18 protein-coding genes and 1 riboswitch are annotated in these 19,323 nt (G+C 73.4%); of the genes, 14 read left to right on the top strand and 4 right to left on the bottom strand.

What is annotated here, in order from left to right:
• The first annotated feature begins 57 nt into the window (after positions 1 to 57).
• From phnE to ACFSE6_RS13045, 11 genes are all read left to right on the top strand, one after another.
• A complete protein-coding gene (gene phnE / locus ACFSE6_RS13095; protein ID WP_388007751.1) occupies positions 58 to 1,674 on the top strand; it encodes a phosphonate ABC transporter, permease protein PhnE in 1,617 nt (538 codons plus the stop codon).
• A 92-nt stretch (positions 1,675 to 1,766) separates the two neighbouring features.
• Positions 1,767 to 2,231: a phosphonate C-P lyase system protein PhnG gene (locus ACFSE6_RS13090; RefSeq protein WP_388007748.1), complete on the top strand. Its 465-nt coding sequence runs from the start codon at positions 1,767 to 1,769 to the stop codon at positions 2,229 to 2,231.
• A 5-nt stretch (positions 2,232 to 2,236) separates the two neighbouring features.
• Positions 2,237 to 2,899 carry a phosphonate C-P lyase system protein PhnH gene (gene phnH / locus ACFSE6_RS13085; RefSeq protein WP_388008426.1) on the top strand — a complete coding sequence of 221 codons (663 nt, stop codon included), beginning with the start codon at positions 2,237 to 2,239 and terminating at the stop codon, positions 2,897 to 2,899.
• Positions 2,896 to 4,056 carry a carbon-phosphorus lyase complex subunit PhnI gene (locus ACFSE6_RS13080; RefSeq protein ID WP_388007745.1) on the top strand — a complete coding sequence of 387 codons (1,161 nt, stop codon included), beginning with the start codon at positions 2,896 to 2,898 and terminating at the stop codon, positions 4,054 to 4,056. Before phnH ends, ACFSE6_RS13080 begins: the two co-directional genes overlap by 4 nt.
• Positions 4,053 to 5,846 (top strand): alpha-D-ribose 1-methylphosphonate 5-phosphate C-P-lyase PhnJ, encoded by a 1,794-nt coding sequence (locus ACFSE6_RS13075; protein ID WP_388007742.1) that lies wholly within the window; start codon positions 4,053 to 4,055, stop codon positions 5,844 to 5,846. The genes ACFSE6_RS13080 and ACFSE6_RS13075 overlap by 4 nt, the downstream gene beginning before the upstream one ends.
• A 27-nt stretch (positions 5,847 to 5,873) precedes the next feature.
• Positions 5,874 to 6,629 carry an ATP-binding cassette domain-containing protein gene (locus ACFSE6_RS13070; RefSeq protein WP_388007739.1) on the top strand — a complete coding sequence of 252 codons (756 nt, stop codon included), beginning with the start codon at positions 5,874 to 5,876 and terminating at the stop codon, positions 6,627 to 6,629.
• Positions 6,626 to 7,867, top strand: coding sequence for an alpha-D-ribose 1-methylphosphonate 5-triphosphate diphosphatase (locus tag ACFSE6_RS13065; protein WP_388007736.1), 1,242 nt, complete (start codon positions 6,626 to 6,628; stop codon positions 7,865 to 7,867). The genes ACFSE6_RS13070 and ACFSE6_RS13065 overlap by 4 nt, the downstream gene beginning before the upstream one ends.
• An 85-nt stretch (positions 7,868 to 7,952) precedes the next feature.
• Positions 7,953 to 8,057: riboswitch (TPP riboswitch) on the top strand.
• A gap of 44 nt (positions 8,058 to 8,101) precedes the next feature.
• Positions 8,102 to 9,226 (top strand): thiamine ABC transporter substrate-binding protein, encoded by a 1,125-nt coding sequence (locus ACFSE6_RS13060; protein ID WP_388007733.1) that lies wholly within the window; start codon positions 8,102 to 8,104, stop codon positions 9,224 to 9,226.
• The gene (locus tag ACFSE6_RS13055) at positions 9,226 to 10,929 is read left to right on the top strand and encodes an ABC transporter permease (RefSeq protein WP_388007730.1); all 1,704 of its coding nucleotides are present in this window, start codon (positions 9,226 to 9,228) and stop codon (positions 10,927 to 10,929) included. Before ACFSE6_RS13060 ends, ACFSE6_RS13055 begins: the two co-directional genes overlap by 1 nt.
• Positions 10,923 to 11,972, top strand: a complete 1,050-nt coding sequence (locus ACFSE6_RS13050; protein ID WP_388007727.1) for an ABC transporter ATP-binding protein — start codon at positions 10,923 to 10,925, stop codon at positions 11,970 to 11,972. The genes ACFSE6_RS13055 and ACFSE6_RS13050 overlap by 7 nt, the downstream gene beginning before the upstream one ends.
• Before the next feature lie 70 nt (positions 11,973 to 12,042).
• Positions 12,043 to 12,669, top strand: coding sequence for a GNAT family N-acetyltransferase (locus ACFSE6_RS13045; RefSeq protein WP_388007724.1), 627 nt, complete (start codon positions 12,043 to 12,045; stop codon positions 12,667 to 12,669).
• Here the strand turns inward: ACFSE6_RS13045 and ACFSE6_RS13040 are convergent.
• Complete coding sequence (locus tag ACFSE6_RS13040; protein WP_388007721.1) at positions 12,651 to 14,315, bottom strand: bifunctional 3'-5' exonuclease/DNA polymerase; 1,665 nt, start codon at positions 14,313 to 14,315, stop codon at positions 12,651 to 12,653. The two genes, ACFSE6_RS13045 and ACFSE6_RS13040, sit on opposite strands and share 19 nt — an antisense overlap.
• 115 nt (positions 14,316 to 14,430) lie before the next feature.
• On the opposite strand from ACFSE6_RS13040, the gene ACFSE6_RS13035 reads away from it, so the two are divergent.
• Together ACFSE6_RS13035 and ACFSE6_RS13030 are read left to right on the top strand one after the other, a co-directional pair.
• Complete coding sequence (locus ACFSE6_RS13035; protein WP_388007718.1) at positions 14,431 to 15,111, top strand: DUF3137 domain-containing protein; 681 nt, start codon at positions 14,431 to 14,433, stop codon at positions 15,109 to 15,111.
• Between the two features lie 52 nt (positions 15,112 to 15,163).
• The gene (locus tag ACFSE6_RS13030) at positions 15,164 to 15,847 is read left to right on the top strand and encodes a hypothetical protein (RefSeq protein ID WP_388007715.1); all 684 of its coding nucleotides are present in this window, start codon (positions 15,164 to 15,166) and stop codon (positions 15,845 to 15,847) included.
• Positions 15,848 to 15,931: 84 nt separating this feature from the next.
• Here ACFSE6_RS13030 and ACFSE6_RS13025 read toward each other — a convergent pair whose 3' ends face one another.
• Positions 15,932 to 16,816 carry a glycerophosphodiester phosphodiesterase gene (locus ACFSE6_RS13025; protein ID WP_388007712.1) on the bottom strand — a complete coding sequence of 295 codons (885 nt, stop codon included), beginning with the start codon at positions 16,814 to 16,816 and terminating at the stop codon, positions 15,932 to 15,934.
• 193 nt (positions 16,817 to 17,009) lie between these two features.
• On the opposite strand from ACFSE6_RS13025, the gene ACFSE6_RS13020 reads away from it, so the two are divergent.
• A complete protein-coding gene (locus tag ACFSE6_RS13020; RefSeq protein ID WP_388007709.1) occupies positions 17,010 to 17,294 on the top strand; it encodes a GNAT family N-acetyltransferase in 285 nt (94 codons plus the stop codon).
• Positions 17,295 to 17,341: 47 nt separating this feature from the next.
• Here the strand turns inward: ACFSE6_RS13020 and ACFSE6_RS13015 are convergent, their stop codons facing one another.
• Positions 17,342 to 18,808 carry a lipase maturation factor family protein gene (locus ACFSE6_RS13015; RefSeq protein WP_388007706.1) on the bottom strand — a complete coding sequence of 489 codons (1,467 nt, stop codon included), beginning with the start codon at positions 18,806 to 18,808 and terminating at the stop codon, positions 17,342 to 17,344.
• A gap of 19 nt (positions 18,809 to 18,827) precedes the next feature.
• Positions 18,828 to 19,169, bottom strand: coding sequence for a cupin domain-containing protein (locus ACFSE6_RS13010; protein WP_388007703.1), 342 nt, complete (start codon positions 19,167 to 19,169; stop codon positions 18,828 to 18,830).
• Positions 19,170 to 19,323: the final 154 nt, after the last annotated feature.

Genomic DNA, 19,323 nt, shown 5'->3' with positions numbered 1-19,323 from the left:
CTCGCCCTACCGGTCCCCGCACAGCCCAGGCCGCAGGCATCCACGGTCGGCGTCACCGTGGTCCTGCTTGCCCTGGCGGCGACGTCGGTGTGGTCCGTGGCGGCCCTGCAGATCAACGTGGCCACGATGATCGACAGCGTCGATCATGCGACCGACTTCCTCGCCCGCATCCTGCCGCTCGACTTCCCGCCGCTCGCCGAGCTGGCGCTCATGACCGGCCAGACGCTGGGCATCGTCACGCTCGCCACGGCGCTGGCGGTCCTGCTCTCCACCCCGGTGGCGCTCTTCGCGGCCGCGACGACGACCACCGGGCCAGGGGCCCGGGCCGCTGCACGAACCATCATCGTCCTCGCCCGGGCCGTCCCGGACCTCGTCTTCGCGATCGTGCTGCTGCGGGTGCTCGGGCTCGGGGCGCTGCCGGGCGTGCTCGCCCTGGCGCTGCACTCGGTCGGCATGATCGGCAAGCTCTACGCCGACGCCGTCGAACAGGTCGACCCCGGCCCCCCGGAGGCGCTGCGCGCCGCCGGGGGACGCCGCTGGCAGTGGATCGCCGGCTCGGTGCTGCCCCAGGTCATGCCCCAGGTCGTGGCGACGGCGCTGCACCGCTTCGACATCAACCTGCGCACGGCCGTGCTCCTGGGGTACGTCGGCGTCGGCGGCATCGGCATGGAGATCTCCGACGCGTTGCGGACCATGAACTACCAGCGCGGCATGGCGCTCGCCCTCGTGGTCCTCGTGCTGTGCGTCGTGGTCGAGATCCTCTCCGGCACGATCCGCGCCCGGCTCGCGCCCGGTGTCCGCTCCGGCGGCGGCCTGCTCGACCGCCTCTGCGCGGCGTGGGTCCACGCGCCCCGGGAGACCCACCGTCTCCAGCGGTGCGGCGACGGCCGCGTGCGGATCAGCCCGCCGTGGGACGGTGACCGGATCCGCCGGCTGGCCGGCGTCGTCCTCAGCATCGCCGTCCTGGCGGCCGCGTCCGTGGCGAGCGGTGTCGACCTGAGCATGCTCGGCCGCGATCTGGCCGGACTGCCTGCCGCGGTCGGGCTCTTCTGGCCTCCGGAGACCGGCGGCATCCTGCCCACGCTGCTCGCGGCACTGGTCGTGACCGTCCAGATCGCTCTCGCCGCGACCGGACTCGGGATGGTCCTCGCCCTGCCGATCGGAGTGCTCGCGGCACGCAACGTCGCACCCCACCCCCGGGTGGCGACCGCGATGCGCCTGGTCATCGTCATCGTCCGGGCGCTGCCCGAGCTCATCGTGGCCATCGTGCTCATCGTCATCACCGGGCTCGGGCCGGTCCCCGGGGCGATCGCTCTCGCGATCGGCTCCGTGGGCCTGCTCGGCAAGCTCGTCGCCGACTCCGTCGAGGAGACCGACGTACGCGTCCAGGACGCCCTGCGCGCGTCGGGCGCCACCCGGATCCAGGTGCTCACCGGTGCCACGCTGCGCCAGGCCCTGCCGGCGATCGTCGCCCACGTGCTGTACCAGCTCGACGTGAACATCCGGGGGGCCACGCTGCTCGGCATCGTCGGTGCCGGCGGCATCGGCTATTACCTGCTCAACGCCTCGCGCGTCCAGGAGTTCGGCGTGGTGACCACGATCGTGCTGTGCGTCCTGGCCGTCGTCCTCGCCGTCGAGGCACTGGCTGTGTGGGCGCGGCGGGTGGTGCGCTGAATGCAACAAGTCACGCGGGGTTTACCGCACCGTTCACCACCGGTCCAACCGCTCGCGCCCGGCGGGTCACCTTCGCTCGTCATGGTGGGGACATGACCAGGCAGACCTCCCGGCCGGCAGCCGCCGGCCTCACCCGTGAGGAACGGACCGAACTGCTCTCCCGCGCGGGCGCCGCGGACGTCGTCACCCTCGCCGACCGCGTGCTCGCAGGCGTCGGTGACGACGCCGTCCACCTCACCCGCCCGCCCCAGGTGGGGATCGTCGTCGCGCAGGTGCGCGAGCCGCTCGCGGGCCACCGCTTCCTGTTCATCGATGTGCTGACCACGCAGGCCGAACTCGAGCTCGACGGCCACCTGGGCTGGGCCATGCGAACCGGTGAGGACCGGCGCGCCGCCCTCGCTCAGGCTGTCTGCGACGCGGAGGCGGCCCGCGGCGGGCCGCACGCGCGAGCCGTCGAGGACCTCGCGCTGGCCACCCGCGACCGACTCGCCGACCGCCGCGCCGAGGAGTGGGAGCGGCTCGTCCCCACCATCGTCGAGTTCGAGGAGGTGCCGTGACCGCGATGTCCACCACCGCATCGACCACCGTGCCCACCGCCGGGTCGAGCCGTGCTGCGGACGTACCGCGCCCAGCCGGCCGCGGAGGCCTGAGTGCGGTGAGCCCCGCGCAGGCCCAGCGCACCTTCCGCGCCACGCTGGAGGCGATGGCGCGCCCGGGCACGCTGCACCGCCTTCTCGACGTGCCCGGATCCCATCCGCCCGTGTCGGCCGTCCCGCTCGCGCTGGCCGATCTCATGTCGCCGCTGGCGCCACTCGGTCCCGCGGAGAAGGACCTGACCGCCGAGCTCGCCCGCATCACCGGCGCGCCGCTGACCGCGCCGGCCGAGGCGCGGATCGTGCTCGGAACCGCCGCACCCGCGGCCTCCGCCGTGCATGCCCTGCCGGCCGGTTCCGCGTGGGAACCGGAGCGCGGTGCCCTGCTCGCGCAGCACGTCGTCGGACTCGGCACGGAGCCGTGCGAGACCACCGACGTCGTCCTGAGGCTCGCCGGGCCCGGTGTCGACGGCATACGCCACCTGGCCGTCACCGGCATCGACGCGGACGTCGTGGACGCCCGCAACCTCCGGTGCGCCGCCTTCCCGGCCGGCGTGGACCTCGTCCTCGTCGCAGCCGACGCCACCGTCGCCGCCCTCCCACGCACCACCCGGATCGAGGTGCTCCGATGACATACGCCGGAGGCCACCGCGGCGGCACCGCCGCCATCCTCGCCGCGGAGGAGCTACGCGCGCGCCGCGTCGCGGACGGCGCCGCCGTCGACGTCGACGCGGTTCGCACCGCGTTCCCCCTTCTCCTGGACCGCGTCATGAGCGAGGGCGGGCTGTGGGCCGAGGACCTCGCCGCCGCCGCGTTGCTGCAGTCCGGCGGCGACACCGCTGAGGCGGTGCACCTGCTCCGTGCGCACCGCTCCACACTCACCCGGTTCGCCGTCAGCCGGCCCGTCGACCCCGACGGGATCGTGCTCGACCGGCGGATCAGCTCTGCACACCGCCAACCGGACGGGCCGCAGCTGCTCGGCGAGACGGTCGACTACTCCCCGCGCCTGGTCCGCCGTCCCGGCGAGGACGACCCCCTCCCGCCCACGGACGAGATCGAGGAGGTGGCGGCACGAGCCCGGACCGGGAACCCCGGGACGGACGCGACGACCCGCCACCCGGACGTGACCCCGCGCCGCTATTCCCGGTACCTCGCCGCGAACGACCTGCTGCTCGAGCGCCACGACCTCACCGACCCCGAGCCCTACGACCTGGCCCTCGAACCCGTCCGGCTGCCCGCCCCCCGCTCCGCGCTGCTGTCCGCCATGGCGATCGCCGAGAGCGGCGCCCTGGTCAACATCTGGTACCGCAACGTGCTAGGCCCGGACGGCTACTCCGACGAGTCCGTCACGCTCGGCGAGGTCCGCTGCGGGCACGCCCCGGTCGCGATCGACCATCCGCACACCGGGAACCCGGTGACCATCGGCGACATCCGGGTCACCGAGTGCGAGGCCGTCGACCACCTCGACGAGCGCGGCGAGGACCCCTCCCGGTTCACCGCGGGCTACGGCCTGGCCGCCGGGCACAACGAACGCAAGGCGATCGCCATGGCCGCGCTGGACAGCGGCCTGACCCGTTACCGCGGCACGCCGGAGGGCGAGGCCTTGCAGCAGGTGGTCATGCACACCACCGACGGGCTCGCCGCCAACGGCTTCCTCGAGCACCTCAAGATGCCGCACTACGTGACCTTCCGGTCGATGATCGAGCGGGCCGAGTCGGCCAGACAGGTGGCGCAGGAGTACGGCGACCGCTGGCCCGAGGACACCGCCGAGCCCCAGGAGGTCCGATGAATACCGCCGGCCTGCTCGCCAGCGCCGATGCCGCCACCGAGGGTGGGGACCGCCCCGCCGTCCTCGACGAGCAAGGCAGGCGCGAGGTCCGCCGTGCCATGCTCACCGCCGTCGCCGTGCCCGGCTACCAGGTGCCGTTCGGCTCCCGCGAGATGCCTGTCGCCCGTGGCTGGGGATCCGGCGGGTTGCAGGTGACCCTCGCCGTCGGCGGCAGTGACGACGTCGTCAAGGTCATCGACCAGGGCGACGAGGAGTCCGTCAACGCCGTCAACCTGCGCCGCCTCATCCGCGGCACGCTCGGATGCGGTGGCACCGCCGACACCCGCGAGGCCACCATCGTCCAGTCCCGGCACCGCATCCCCGAGGACCGGCTCCGCGCCGACCAGACCCTCGTGCTGCAGGTCCCCGTCTCGGAACCGTTGCGCGGGATCGAGAAGTCCGTCCTCGAGTGCCGGCGGATGCACGCGGAGGCCGACTACTCGCGTATGTGGGTCGGGATGTACGAGGACCTCGCGACCGGCGGGGTCATCAACGCCGGCGCCGGCTATCCCGTCATGGTCGGCGGGCGATACCTCATGGCCCCCAGCCCTATCCCGCGCTGGGACGTCCCGCGGCTCGGCCAGGACCACCTGACGGTCCTGTGCCACGGCCGCGACAAGAAGGTCTATGCCGTGCCGCCGCACACCGAGGTCGAGCCGGTTGTCTTCGACGACGTCCCCTTCGAGGTCGAGTACACCCCCGGCAGCTCGTGCGCTCTGTGCGGCTCGGCCGACACCTACCTCGTCCAGACCGCCGACGGCCGGTTCCTGTGCTCGGACGTCGAATGGTGCGCGAGAGTCCGGACCGGTGACGTCGACCCGGAGGACCACGCCACGCTGGCGCCGACCCGCTACTACCCCGACCCGGCCCGGCGAGCCTGGTCCCGCGCCGAGCACTTCGAGCCCGGCACGCTCGCCGGCCACGCCCTCACCGGCGCCGCACGGCACACGGCGACGGCGCCCGGCCAGGACTGGGCGCTGCAGGTGACGGCACTCGCCAAGACCTACCCGGGGCGCCGCGGCTCCTCCGAGGTGGTGGCCGCCCGCGGCATCAGCTTCGACGTCGCCCCGGCGGAGGCGCTCGGCATCATCGGCGAATCCGGATCCGGGAAGTCGACGGTGATGCGCTGCCTCATCGGGGAGGAGCAGGCCGGCGCCGGCGACGTGCGCCTCGCAGGCTACGACGGCGGCTGCCGCAACATTCTCGAGCTCACCGGATCCGAGCGGCGCGCACTGCGTGTGGGCCTGCTCTCGGTCGTCCACCAGGATCCCGGCCAGGGTCTCGACCTGCGTGTCTCGGCCGGTGGCAACATCGCCGACCGGCTCACCGCCGCTGGCTGGCGTTCCTACCACGACATCCGCCGCCGGGCCGCTGCCCTCCTCGACCGCGTCGAGGTCCCCCTCGCACGGATGGACGACGTCGCGGGTCAGTTCTCCGGCGGCATGCGCCAGCGCGTCCAGATCGCCAAGGCGCTGGCCACCGACCCGGACGTGCTCCTCCTGGACGAACCCACCACCGGGCTCGACGCCTCGGTCGCGGCCGGTGTGCTGGACCTGCTGCGTGAGCTGCTCGCCGAACGCAGCATCGCCGTCGTCGTGGTCAGTCACGACTTCGGCGTCATCCGGGCGTTGACCGACCGGGCGCTGGTCATGCACCGCGGCCTGGTCATCGAGCAGGGCCTGACCGACCAGCTCTTCGCCGACCCGCACGAGGCCTACACCCAGCGCCTCGTCGCCGCCGCCCGCGGCTGAGCGGGTGGCCACGGACAAGGAGACGAGATGACGACGCCGATCCTGTCGGTGACCGGACTGCACAAGACATTCACGCTGCACGCCACCGGCCGCGTGATCACTTCGCTCGACGGGGTCGCCCTGGACGTCGGCCCCGGTGAGCACGTCGCCGTCGCCGGCGCCAGCGGTGCCGGCAAGTCCAGCCTGCTGCGGTGCGTCTACCGCACCTACCTGCCGGACGCCGGCCGTGTCACGCTGCGGACCGGCTCGGGACCCGTCGAGCTGACCACGCTGCCGGACCGGCAGCTCGCCCGGCTGCGCGGCCGCGAGATCGGCTACGTCGCCCAGTTCCTCGCCGCCCCGCCGCGCACCGGTCCACTGCAGCACGTCCGCACCGCGGCACGGCGCCGCGGTCTCGAGGCCGACGCCGCCGAGGACGCCGCCGTCGGGACCCTGCGCCGGCTCGGGATCGACGAGCCGTTGTGGGCCGTCGACTGCAGCGTGCTCTCCGGTGGGGAGCGGCAACGCGTCAACCTCGCTGCCGGGATCGTCAGCCCGCCGCGCCTGCTCCTGCTCGACGAGCCCGTCTCGGCGCTCGACCCCGGTAACCGGGAGCGTGCGCTTGCGGAAATCGACACGCTCGCCCGCCGGGAGGTCAGCGTCCTCGCCGTCTATCACGACATGCGCATCATCCGGCGGCTGGCCACCCGTGCCGTCGTCATGGACCGTGGCCGGGTCCTTGCGGACGGCAGCCCGGAGACGATCCTCGCCCAGCACCACACCGCACTGGAGGAGGTCGCGTGAGCGTCGAGGCCACCACCGTCCCCGGCGCCGACCGGGCCGAGGCCTGGGCGCTCGGCGCCCCACGCCCGTCCTACCGGCTGCGGGGAGTCCGGGCCGTCCTGGCCGAGCGGATCGTCGAGAACGCCACGATCACCGTCGAGGACGGCCGCATCGAGGACGTGACCACCGGCGCGTCCGCCGGGCCCGGCGACCGCCCGGTCATCGACGGGCAGAACCTCCTGCTGCTGCCGGGCTTCGTCGACGTGCACAGCGACGCGCTCGAGACCGAGCGGACACCTCGCCCCGGCGCCGAGGTGCCGATCGAGTTCGCCATGGCCTCCTTCGAGGGACGTGCCGCAGCGGCCGGGACCACCACGATGTTCCACGGTGCCGCGTTCCAGCACCAGAACACCCGCGGCGTCGCCCGCCGTCCCGACCGCGCGCTCGACCTGTGCGGGGTGGCGGACACGACGCCGTCCTACCGCGTGGACCACCGCGTGCTGCACCGTCTCGACGTGCTCTCCGCCGCGGGGGCGACCACCCTCTCCCGGCGGATCGAGGCGCTGGGCCGTCACCGCGGCGGCGAACCGCCGGCGCTCGTCTCGCACGAGGACCACACACCCGGTCAGGGCCAGTACGCCGACCCCTCCGGCCTGCGCCGGTTCATGATCGAACGGGACGGCATGTCCCCGGACGAGGCGGACGCACGGATCGGCGCCCGAGTGCGGGCGAGCGCGGCCCTCGCCGACGTCCGCGCGGCGAACCTCGACTGGCTGTCCGGACTCGCCCGCGACGGGCTGATCCGCCTCGTCGGACACGATCCCGATTCTCCGGAGGCGGTCGACGCCCTGGCAGCCCGGGGCGGGGCCGTGGCCGAGTTCCCGACGACCCTCGCCGCCGCCGAGCGTGCCCGCGACCGCGGCCTGCACGTCGTGGCCGGTGCCCCCAACGTGCTGCGCGGGAGTTCGCACTCCGGCAACGTTTCCGCGCGCGAACTCGTCTCCCGCGGCGTCGTCGACGCCCTGGCGTCGGACTACCTGCCCACGGCGCTGCTCGCCGCGGTGACGCTGCTGGCCCGCGACGGCATCGTCGACCTGCCCCGCGCCGTCGGCCTCATCACCTCCGGCCCCGCGCGCGTGGCCGGGTTGACCGACCGCGGCGTCATCGCGCCCGGGATGCGCGCCGACCTGGCGCTGGTCGACGACACCGGGCACTGGCCCTACGCCGTCGCCACGCTCCGGGCAGGAGCCGCCACCTGACGGCGCGGCCGCCTCACGGGCGGCCGGCATGACGGGTCAGGACCTCACGGCCGCCACGCCGCATCCTCCCGCGGTGTTACTGTCGGCAGCACGACAGGGGAGCGCCACCGGGCGCTGAGAGTGCGGACCTCCGCAGACCCTCGAACCTGCACCGGTTAGCACCGGCGAAGGGAGTCGGGACGTCTCTCCCTGCGAGCGCGCTCGCAGGCCCTCCTGCACCACGGGAGGAACGCCATGGCCCACACCGCCACGCGGCTCGTCCGCACCGGCGTCGTCGCCGTCGCCACGTTGGCCCTCACGGCCTGCACCCTCACCGGCAACGGGGACGAGACCGCCGGCGACGGAACCGACAGCGCCCCGGCGGGCGAGGACAGCTCCGCCGCGGACACCGAGGACGGCGGGGACTCCGGCGGCACCCTCACCGTCGTCACCCACGACTCCTTCGCGCTGAGCGAGGAGCTCCTGTCCGGGTTCGAGGCCGAGACCGGCTACACGCTCGAGACCGTCGCCCCGGGTGACGCGGGCGCCCTGGTCAACCAGCTCGTGCTCACGGCCGACTCCCCGCTGGGCGACGTCGTCTACGGGATCGACAACGCTTTCGCCGCCCGAGCGGTCGGCGCCGACGTCCTCGCGCCGTACACCCCGGCGGACCAGCCGGCCTCCGCCGACGCCTACGACCTCGGCGACACCCTCACGCCCGTGGACATGGGCGATGTCTGCCTCAACGTGGATCACCGGTGGTTCGCCGAGCACGACGTCCCCGAGCCGCAGACCTTCGCGGACCTGACCGAGGAGGACTACCGCGACCTGACGGTGGTGACCAACCCGGCCACCTCCTCACCGGGACTGGCCCTTCTGCTCGCCACCGTCGACGAGTTCGGCGAGGACGGCTGGCAGGACTACTGGCGCGACCTCGATGCCAACGGTCTCAAGGTCGTCGACTCCTGGTCCGACGCCTACTACGTCGACTTCTCCGGCTCCGAGGGGGCGGGCGAGCGCCCGATCGTGCTCTCCTACGCCTCCTCACCCGCGGCCGAGGTCCCCGAGTCCGGCGGCGAGCCCCGCACCGGTGCGCTGCTGTCCACCTGCTTCCGGCAGGTCGAGTACGCCGGTGTCCTCGCGGGTGCCGAGAATCCCCAGGGGGCGCGCGCCTTCGTGGACTTCTTGGTCTCCACGCCGGTCCAGGAGGACATCCCCGGCCAGATGTACATGTACCCCGTCGACGACTCGGTCGACCTGCCGCAGGCCTGGCGGCAGCACGCGCCGCTGGCCGAGGAACCCCGCGCCGTCGACCCGGCCACGGTCGACGCCAACCGCGAGGACTGGATCGCCGCGTGGCGGGAGATCGTGGTCGGCTGATGGCCGTGGTCACCGGCCGGCCGCTGCCGGATCGGACGTTCTCTCGGGGCGGGGCGGCGGCGCTGTTCTGGGTGGTCGCCGCCGCCGTCCCGCTCGTCTTCCTCGGCACCTTCTTCGCCTGGCCCGTGCTGACCCTGCTCGCTCGCGGCGTTATGACCGACGGCGCACTCGACCTCTCCGGTTTCGCCGACGTGCTCTCCCGCGACCGGACCTGGCGCGTCATCGGGATGACCCTGGCCCAGTCGGCGGTCGGCACCGCGGTCGCCGTGGTGCTGGGCGTGCCCGGCGCGTACGTGCTCTACCGGTGCCGGTTCCGCGGCCAGGGACTGGTCCGGGCCTTCGTGACCGTGCCGTTCGTGCTGCCCACCGTCGTCGTCGGCGTCGCGTTCCGCGCCCTCCTGACCGACGGCGGCCCGCTGGGGTTCCTCGGCCTCGACGGGACCTTCACCGCCGTCGTCCTCGCCCTGGTGTTCTTCAACTACGCGGTCGTGGTCCGCACCGTGGGAGCGCTGTGGTCCAGGCTCGACCCCAGGCTCGAGCAGGCCGCGCGCGCGCTGGGTGCCGGGCCGGTGCGCGCCTTCGTGACCGTCACCCTGCCGGCGCTCGGGCCGGCGATCGCCTCGGCCGCCTCCGTGGTGTTCCTGTTCTGTGCGACGGCGTTCGGCGTCGTCATGGTGCTGGGCGGTGTCGACTACGGCACCGTGGAGACTGAGATCTGGGTCCAGACCACCCAGTTCCTCGACCTACGGGCCGCCGCGGTGCTGTCCGTTGTCCAGGTGGCCGTGGTGACGCTCGCGCTCGCGGCCGCCGCGGCGAGCCGGCGCCGACAGGAACGGGCGCTGCGGCTGCAGACCGACAGCCTCGTCCGGCAGCCGCTGCGGTTGCGGCCCGGTGCCGACCTGCTGCCGGCCGTCGTCACCGCGGCGGTGGTGCTCGGACTCCTCGTGACCCCGCTCGCCGGGCTCCTCGTGCGATCGTTGCGCACGCCCGCCGGCTGGTCGCTGGACAACTACATCGCCCTCGGCACCACCGGAGGAGCGAACGCCCTGACCGTCACCGTCTGGGAGGCGACGGCGAACTCGTTGCGCGCCGCCGTCGACGCCACCGTGCTCGCGGTCGTCGTCGGCACCCTCGTCGCCCTCATCGCGTCCCGCCGCCCCCGCGGCCGTACCGCCAAACGCGCGGTGGGGCTCGTCGACGCGCTGTTCATGCTGCCGCTCGGCGTGTCCGCGGTCACCGTGGGGTTCGGGTTCCTCCTCACCCTGGACACGCCGCCACTGGACCTGCGCACCTCGCCGATCCTGGTCCCGATCGCTCAGGCGGTGGTCGCGATCCCGCTCGTCGTGCGCAGCGTGCTCCCCGTCCTGCGTGCCGTCGATCCGAGGCTCCGGCAGGCGGCGGCCACGCTCGGCGCCACGCCCGGACGGGTGCTCGCCACCGTCGACGGCCCGTTCCTCGTCCGTGCCCTCGGCCTGGCCGTCGGGTTCGCGTTCGCCGTCTCCCTGGGCGAGTTCGGGGCGACGTCGTTCCTCGCCCGGCCGGACCGGCCCACCCTGCCGGTGGTCATCTTCCGGCTCATCGGGCGGCCCGGGGCGGAGAACTACGGCATAGCGCTCGCCGCCGCCGTCGTGCTGGCCACGCTGACCGCCACCGTCATGGGACTCGCCGAGCGGCTGCGGACCAGGGAGGCGACCGGATGGTGACCCGCGCGGGTGGGCTGGCCGTCCACGACCTCACGGTCCGGTACGGGCCGACGACGGCGGCCCGCCGGGTGACCTTCGACCTCGCCGAAGGCGAGGTGCTGGCGCTCGTCGGACCGTCCGGCTCCGGGAAGTCCTCGTTGCTCCGCGCCGTCGCCGGACTCGAGCCCGCCGCCGAGGGCGCCGTGCGCTGGGACGGCCAGGACCTCGCGGACGTGCCCGTCCACCGCCGCGGCGTCGGCCTGCTGTTCCAGGACGGGCAGCTCTTCCCGCACCGGTCGGTGGCGGGCAACGTCGGTTACGGGCTGACGGGGCTCTCCCGCCGCGCGCGGGCGTCCCGGGTGAACGAGCTGCTCGACCTCGTCGGCCTTCCCGGGTACGGCCCGCGCGCCGTCGGCACGCTCTCCGGCGGCCAGGCGCAGCGGGTGGCCCTGGCGCGTTCCCTGGCCCCCGAACCACGGCTGCTGCTGCTCGACGAGCCGCTCTCCGCGCTCGACCGGGCGCTGCGTGAGCGACTCACCGGCGAGCTGCGCCGCATCCTGCGCGTCTCCGGCACCACCGCCCTGTACGTCACCCACGACCATGACGAGGCCTTCACGGTGGCCGATCGGGTCGCCGTGCTCCTCGACGGGCACCTGGCCCAGGTCGACACGCCGGCCCAGCTCTGGCGCCGTCCGGTGAGCCGGGAGGTGGCCGCGTTCCTCGGGTACGGCCCGTTCCTGCCTGCGGAGATCTGGGACGGCCTCGCCCGGATGGTCCTCGGTGACGTCCCGCTCCCGGCCGGCGCGAGTACGCCTCCGGCCGGGACGGCCACCGGGCGGGCGACCTCGCAGCTGCTGGTCGGGCTCGGTCCGGATGCCCTGCAGCTCGGCGGAGAGCTCGCGGTCCCCGTGCTGGCCCGCCGATTCGTCCGTGGCCGGACCGAGATGGAGGTTCGCCTGCCGGACGGGCAGGTGGCGACAGCGGTCACCAGGGGAGCGGCCGAGGCGGCGGGGCAGGTGCGGATCCGCCTCGACCCCGGCGGCGCCGTCGTCGTGCCTGCCTGACGGGGTGGCGAGATCGACGCGGCCGATAAACCGGTGCGCAGCGACGGCCGCTGCTGCCACGCTCGGGCGGATGGATGCCTCCCCGTTCGCCACCAAGCCGACTCTCGTCGGCGAGCGCGCCACCTTGCGGCCCTTCCGCGAGGAGGACCTCGAGCCGATGGCCGAGGCTCTCGCCGATCCCGACGTGCTCCGGCTGACGGGGTCCGTCCACTCCACGGCCGCGGCGGAGTCGGCCGATCCGAACCCCGATGACCGGACGCGAGAGTGGTACGCCACCCGCAACGACCAGACCGACCGGCTCGACCTCGCGATCGTCGACAATGCGAGCGGCCGGTGTGTGGGCGAGGCCGTGCTGAACGAGTGGGACGCCGGTAACGAGAGCTGCAACTTCCGGATCCTCATCGGCCCTGGCGGGCGTGATCGCGGCCTCGGCACCGAGGCGACCACGCTGATGCTCGGACACGGCTTCACGGCTCTCGGGCTGCACCGCATCTCCCTCGAGGTCTACGCCGTCAACCCGCGGGCGCGGCGCGCCTACGAGAAGGCGGGCTTCGTCGTCGAGGGGGTGACCCGCGAGGCGCTCCGCTTCGGCGACGAACGGATCGACGCGATCATCATGGCCGCGCTCGCGCCCGAGTGGCTCGCCATGCGGCGCGGCGTCCGCGCCGGCTCGGGGACTCAGTCCGCGTCCGCGTAGGTCTCGACCACCGAGACCTCGACCGGGAATTCCACGGGGAACGTCCCGAACAGCAGCTGCCCGGCGGTGCCGGCCGCGGCACGGACGGCCTCGGCCACCTCGTCGGCGACGTCCGCAGGAGTGTGGACTACCACCTCGTCGTGGAGGAAGAAGACCAGGTGCGGCCCGATCCGCCCGTCCGGGCCCGACCACGTCCGGCCGGCGCCGAGCGAGCGGAGTCGCCCACGCAGGTCCGCGAGCCAGCACGACGCCCATTCGGCGGCCGTGCCCTGGACCACGAAGTTCCGCGTGAACCGACCCCAGTCCCGCGCGGCCTGCCGAGCCCGGCGTACCTCGCCCGCCTCGGCGTCCTCCTGCCCGGCCCGCCGTTGCGCCTCGTGCCACGCCGGTGGGGGAGCCGGCGACGGACGCCCCAGCCAGGTGCGGACCGGGGTGCCCCGCTCGCCGTCACGGGCTGCCTCTTCCACCACGCCGGTCGCTCGGGGGTAGGCGCGCATCAGCCGCGGCATGAGCCGGCCGGCCTCGCCCGACGTCGAGCCGTACAGTGCGCCGAGCATCGCGACCTTCGCGTGGGCACGCGTGTCGACGACCCCCTGATCGACGAGCCCTTGATACAGGTCCGAGCCGCGCGCGGCCGACGCCATGGCCTCATCGCCGGCCATGGCGGCCAGCACCCGCGGCTCGAGCTGGGCGGCGTCGGCGACGACGAAACGCCACCCGGCGTCGGCGACCACGGCTCGCCGGATCTGCTTCGGCAGTTGCAGCGCGCCGCCACCACTGGTCGCCCAGCGCCCCGTGACCACCCCGGAGACCACATACTCGGGGTGGAAGCGCCCCGGCGCCCTGCCGTCGGCGGCCGTGCCGGGTAGTGGGCGGACCCACTCGTCGAGCCACGTCCACCCGTTGGCCGCCAGCAACCGCGCGAGGCGCTTGTACTCCAGCAGCGGTGCGATCACCGGGTGGTCGAGCCGCTGCAGCTCGTGCTTGCGCGTGCTGTCCACCTCGAGGCCGGCGGACTGCAGCGCCCGGAGCAGCTCGGGAGCGGAGTCGGGGTTGAGGGATGGGGCGCTCACGCGGTCGCGCACCTGGGCGGCGAGTGCTTCCAGCACCCGGGGGCGCGTGCCGGGGTGAGGGCGGGGGCCGAGCAGGTCGGTGAGCACCTGGTCGTGCACGGCTCGGTCCCAGGGCAACCCGTCGTGGCTCATCTCTGTGGCGGCGAGCGCCCCGGCCGACTCGGCAGCGAGGAGCAGGCGCAGGCGCCCCGGAGCGGGGGAGTCGGCGACGGCCGCACGCTGGCGACGGTGCTCGGCGAGCAGGTCATCGGCGGTCAACTCTGGCGCGAGCCCGTCGAGGAGCGTGGGTTCGCGGGTCTCGTGTGCCGGTGCGTCCCAGGCGCCGTCGGACGCATGACCGGGATCGAGCACGGCCCGGGCCAGGCGGAGGTCGTGACTCCGTGCGATCCGGACACCGGCGGTGACCAGCTGTGGGTAGACGCGGGCGGTGTCGCTGAGGACCCAGCGCGGAGCATGCTCGGTCTCGAGGTCACGAACGCGCCCCGGCAACGCCTCGAAGGGCAACGTCTCGCGCCCGCAGGGCTCGCCGTCGAGCACGACCTGCTCGCCCCGCGGCGTCACCACGACCTCCACCGCAGCAGAGTAGGACCCGCCGCCGACACGCAAGAGGTGGGGAGTTCTGCCGTCGAGTCCGCCCGAGCGACCGCAGTAGGGTCGTGTCCGCCCGGAAGACCCGACGGAGGCCTTGATGGAAGCTGTGCTCCCGTACGTGACGTTCGTGGTCGTGGCGGCCGTCGCGATGGTCGGTGCGATCCTGGCGCGCCGGCAGCGCAAGAAGCGGCGCGCCGCGCTGCGGGCGTGGGCGAACGCCCACGGTTGGTCCTACTCGGACACCGCACCCGGACTGGGGAACGGGTTGCGAGGCGGACCGTTCGGCCGCGGCCATTCGCGCTCGTCCACCGAGGCGGTGTGGGGCACCTACCAAGGGCGTGCCGCGACGTCCTTTCGGTACACGTACAAGATCACCTCGGGTTCCGGGAAGAACCGCCGGACCCGGACGTACCACCACCACGTGCTGGCGGTTCAGTTGCCTGCGGTACTGCCACCGATCGAGCTGAGCCAGGAGAACTTCTTCACCCGCACCTTCAGCAACGACATCCAGCTCGAGCATGCCGCCTTCAACGACGAATGGCGGGTGCAGAGCGACTATCCCCGGGCGGCCTACGACGTGCTGCATCCGCGGACCATGGAGCGGTTGATGCGTCCGGACCTGGTCGGGGCGAACATCCTCATCGAGGGCGGCCGGATCTTCCTGTGGCGGCGCGGCCAGCCCGATCCGGGCGCCATCGCGTACGGGCTCACGGTGCTGACCGAGCTGGTCGACCTCATCCCGGGGTTCGTCTGGGACAACGCCCGCGGGCACGCCTGAGCGCGTAGCGACAGAGCACAGTTCGGTACGGCCGAAGGATGAGGAGGTGGTGATGGAGGGGGTGATCACGCTCGTCCTCAACGTCGTCTTCGTCGGCGCCGTCGTGGCGGTCGTGCTGATCGTGCTCACGCGGCTGCGGACGCAGACACGCAAGCGGCGCACCGCGCTGCGGGCGTGGGCGAACGCCCACGGGTGGGTCTACTCGGACAGCGCTCCCGGCCTGGGTGAGGGGCTGCAGGGCGGGCCGTTCGGCCGCGGCTATTCGCGCTCGTCCACCGAGGCGGTGTGGGGCACCTACCAAGGGCGTGCCGCGACGTCCTGGCGCTACACCTACCGAGAGTCCGGCAGCAAGAACCGCAACAACACCCGGCACCACCACGTGCTCGCCCTCCAGCTGCCCGCGGTGCTGCCGCCGATCGAGCTGAGCCAGGAGAACTTCCTCAGCCGCCGGTTCGGCAACGACATCGCCTTCGAGAACGCCGCGTTCAATCACGAGTGGCGGGTCCAGAGCCCGAGCCCACGCGCCGCCTACGACGTCCTGCACCCGCGGACCATGGAGCGGTTGATGCGTCCGGACCTGGTCGGGGCGAACATCCTCATCGAGGGCGGCCGGATCTTCCTGTGGCGGTACGGCCAGCCCGACCCGTCCGGCATCGCCTACGGCCTGGCCCTGCTGACCGAGCTGGTCGACATGATTCCGGGGTTCGTCTGGGACAACGCGAGAGGGCACGCCTGAGAAAAGAGCCGCGCCAGCGGGCTCGGCGGCGCCCCGGACGGAGGTGACGACGAGGCGCTGGCGGCCTCCGGACCACCCGCCGCCTCAGCTCGGTGCGCCGACCAGCTCGTCGCCGTCGGCCCCGGAGAACCGGTCACCCGAGGGCACCGACCGGCGCGCGGCGGATCCTCGGGGGACCCACCTTCCCCGAGCGATGAGGACCTCGCGCAGGACGTCGGGGCGGTCGGTGATCACGCCGGCGACACCGGCGTCGATGAGCCGATGGGCGGTGGCGGCGTCGTCGACCGTCCACGCGACCACGCCGATACCGAGATCCGCCGCCATCTCGACCAGCCGTGCGCCGGTGCGTGCGTCGGCCAGCATCGGCAGCCGGCCGTAGTCCACGCCGACGTGCGCGAACGGGCCGGTCGCGAGACCGCGCGGTGGGCGGACGCCGAGCCGCGCCGCGCCGAGCAGGCCGGTCAGGGCCCGCCACCCGAGCGCCGTCGTCAGGGCCGGACCGCACGCGTCGGCGATCGCCGCGAGCCAGGCGTCCCAGCCGCCGGCGACGCAGACCCGGTCCGCGGAGCGGGTCCGGTGGATCGCCTCGATCACCGGGCGCACCGCGCGCGCCTCCTTGATGTCGAGCGTGAGGCAGGCGTCCGGGAACGCGGCCAGGAGGTCGTCCAGACGCAGGACGGGTTCACTACCGAGGATCAGCGTGCGGGACAGCGCGTCCCAGGACTGGGTGGCGACCCGGCCCCGCAGGCCGGTGACCCGGTCGAGGGTCCGGTCATGGAACGCGATCGGGACGCCGTCGGCGGTGACCCGCACGTCGGTCTCGAGGTAGTTCAGCCCCAGGCCGACGGCACGCTCGAACGCCAGCATCGTGTTCTCGGGAGCGAGGGCCGAGCCGCCCCGATGGGCGAAGGCCCACGGGCCGGGGTGGGATCCGTAGCGACGGGACGGGTGGACAGTCCAGGTGACCACGGCCCCGATCATGGCGGGCCGCACCCGCGGGAGCGGGCCACCCACGCGAAAGGAGGGAAATGTTCACCGGGCTGCCATCACGCCGTCGACGTCCGGTCCCCTCGACGTCGTCCAGGTGGCGGCGGGCGCCGGACTCTCCCGGATCTCCCGGCGAGCACGGAATCGACCGCGGCGCCGGGGTGTTGCCACCGTCATGGACACCACGATCCGCGACCACGACGACCGCTTCGAGATCCTCCTGGGCGGCGACGTGGCCGGCGTCGCCCGCTTCGCGGACGACGGCGTGACCCGCACCTTCTTCCACACCGAGGTCGTCCCGCAGCTACGCGGACGCGGCCTTGCGGCCGAACTGGTCAGCCACGCGTTGGAGAACACCCGCCGCGCCGGCAAACAGATCGTCCCCGCCTGCTCCTACGTGGCCGACTACGTGCGGCGGCACGCGGAGTACCACGACCTGCTGGACACCACGGACGCCTGAGCTCTCCGCCGCTGGGCTGGCTGGGCCGGCTGGGCCGGCTCGGCGGTTCAGACGAGGCGCCGCAGGCCGGACAGGTCCTGCGGGGCGACCAGCTCGCCCTCCTGGTGCCGGACCCAGCAGTGCCGAGTGCGGCGCAGCTCCTCCCATGTCGTGTACCGGTAGCGGAACACCCGCGCCCGGACCCATCGAGGCCGGCGCCCGCCGAACGGGTCGTGGGCCAGCAGCCGCAGGATGCGGCGGTCGGCCTCCAATAGGCGAAGCACCAGCATCGTGAACCAGCGGTGCTGGGCCGCGGACCCGAGCGCGAGGAACCACATGCCCCAGTCCAGCCGCAGGTGATAGGGCGCATACTGGCGCGGCCAACGGTCGACCGGTCCCGGCTTGCCGCGGAATACGTACTCATGCCACGTCGCGTCGTCCGGGCTGGCGTCCTCGGTCCCCTCCACGACGACCTCACTGCGCCGCCTCGTCACCGACCCGAACGCGCCGTAGGAACCGACGAGGTGAAACCTGTTGTACGAGGCGTTCATCGCCTGGCGGCTGGAGAGCAGGTTCTTCGCCGGCCACCAGCTCAGCGCCACCACACCCGCGCCCACGACGAGCACGAGCACGATCCACCACGCCGGGCCTGGCGTGCTCGCACCCTGCAGCGCCGGCCCGAGCGACGGGACCAGCGCCGCGATCTGGTCGTCCCCGACGGCGGAGAACGCCAGCAGCATCGTCAGCCAGTTCAGCCACGCGAAGTTCCCGGACAGCACCAGCCACAGCTGCGTGAGGATCACCAGCCCCGCCGCGACGGAGGCGACCGGCTGCGGCAGGAACAGCAGGAACGGGACCACGAGTTGGACGACGTGGTTGGCGGCGACCTCCACCTTGTGCAGCGGGCCGGGTAGCCGATGGAAGAACCAGCTCAGCGGGCCGGGCATCGGCTGCGTCTCGTGGTGGAAGTGCAGCGCGGTGAGGTCGCGCCATACCCGGTCGCCGCGCATCTTGATCATCCCGGCGCCGAACTCGACCCGGAACACCAGCCAGCGCAGCAGCACGATGACCACGATCGGGGTGGCGACGTCGTCGGACCCGAGGAACGCGGCGAGGAAGCCGGCCTCCAGCAGCAGTGACTCCCAGCCGAAGCCGTAGAAGACCTGCCCGGCGTTGACCACCGACAGGTACAGCCCGTACAGCGCCAGGAACGCGAGCATCGGCAGCCACGGCGGGCCTGCCTGCGGCAGACCCGCCACCAGAGCCACCGCAATGACGACACCGGTCCAGCCGACCGCCAGCAGCAGGCGGTCGGAGTAGCGCCACCGGAAGAGGGTCGGGCCCGCTCTGCCGCCGTCGCGCTGAAGGAACTGAGGAACCGGGAGCAGCCCTCGTTCGCCCAGCAGAGCGGGGAACTGGCGCAGCACCGCGACGAACGCGACGAGGTACACCACGGCGATGCCGCGCTGCAGGACGAACCGTGCGGCGTCGTAGTTCTCGGCGGCGAACCAGGCGACGGTGTCGATGTTCCCCATGCGCCGGCCCCTCCTCGGCCTACCGGGCGCGCTCCGGGTCCCCGTGCTGCCCGACGCCGGTGACCGCGGTCAGCAGGAACGCCGCGTCGTCGACGGCGACGACGGCGGTGCGCAGGCCGCGCATCGCCCACAACGACCCGGCTTCGAGCTCGCCGTCCTCCGGGACCCGGACGCGCCCGTGCAACACGTGGATGCTCGCGGCGTCGGGCACGTTGTGCTCGCCGATCTCCGTCCCGGCGGTCAGCGCGATGATCGTCTGGCGCAGCGGGCCGTCGTGGACCAGGAGCTCGGCGCTTCGCCCCCGCTCGTCCGCCCGTGCCGCCACCAGATGCGCCTCGACGCGTTCGGTCAGGTCTGCCACGTGATCCTCCCTGCTCTCGTCTTGGTCAGTGTGCCGCCGCGGGCCCGCAGGTGCATCGTGACGTGGTGAGGCGGCGTGGCGCGGCGGACGGGCGAGGCCGGGCCGGTGACCAAGCCGGTTCCTGCCCGGCACACGCCGGTAACCCGTTCGACAC

The organism is Georgenia deserti, from assembly GCF_042680605.1.
Lineage (GTDB): Bacteria > Actinomycetota > Actinomycetes > Actinomycetales > Actinomycetaceae > Allobogoriella > Allobogoriella deserti.
Note: the sequence above shows the minus strand (reverse complement) of the source record. Positions and strands in the feature narration are given on the sequence as shown.

Excerpts from the sequence above, each read along its gene's own strand:
- ACFSE6_RS13070 (WP_388007739.1), top strand. The coding sequence starts at position 5,874 with ATGACGACGCCGATCCTGTCGGTGACCGGACTGCACAAGACATTCACG.
- ACFSE6_RS13050 (WP_388007727.1), top strand. The coding sequence starts at position 10,923 with ATGGTGACCCGCGCGGGTGGGCTGGCCGTCCACGACCTCACGGTCCGG.
- ACFSE6_RS13030 (WP_388007715.1), top strand. The coding sequence starts at position 15,164 with ATGGAGGGGGTGATCACGCTCGTCCTCAACGTCGTCTTCGTCGGCGCC.
- ACFSE6_RS13060 (WP_388007733.1), top strand. The coding sequence starts at position 8,102 with ATGGCCCACACCGCCACGCGGCTCGTCCGCACCGGCGTCGTCGCCGTC.
- ACFSE6_RS13035 (WP_388007718.1), top strand. The coding sequence starts at position 14,431 with ATGGAAGCTGTGCTCCCGTACGTGACGTTCGTGGTCGTGGCGGCCGTC.
- ACFSE6_RS13055 (WP_388007730.1), top strand. The coding sequence starts at position 9,226 with ATGGCCGTGGTCACCGGCCGGCCGCTGCCGGATCGGACGTTCTCTCGG.
- ACFSE6_RS13045 (WP_388007724.1), top strand. The coding sequence starts at position 12,043 with ATGGATGCCTCCCCGTTCGCCACCAAGCCGACTCTCGTCGGCGAGCGC.
- phnH (WP_388008426.1), top strand. The coding sequence starts at position 2,237 with ATGTCCACCACCGCATCGACCACCGTGCCCACCGCCGGGTCGAGCCGT.
- ACFSE6_RS13080 (WP_388007745.1), top strand. The coding sequence starts at position 2,896 with ATGACATACGCCGGAGGCCACCGCGGCGGCACCGCCGCCATCCTCGCC.
- ACFSE6_RS13020 (WP_388007709.1), top strand. The coding sequence starts at position 17,010 with ATGGACACCACGATCCGCGACCACGACGACCGCTTCGAGATCCTCCTG.
- ACFSE6_RS13075 (WP_388007742.1), top strand. The coding sequence starts at position 4,053 with ATGAATACCGCCGGCCTGCTCGCCAGCGCCGATGCCGCCACCGAGGGT.
- ACFSE6_RS13015 (WP_388007706.1), bottom strand. The coding sequence starts at position 18,808 with ATGGGGAACATCGACACCGTCGCCTGGTTCGCCGCCGAGAACTACGAC.
- ACFSE6_RS13090 (WP_388007748.1), top strand. The coding sequence starts at position 1,767 with ATGACCAGGCAGACCTCCCGGCCGGCAGCCGCCGGCCTCACCCGTGAG.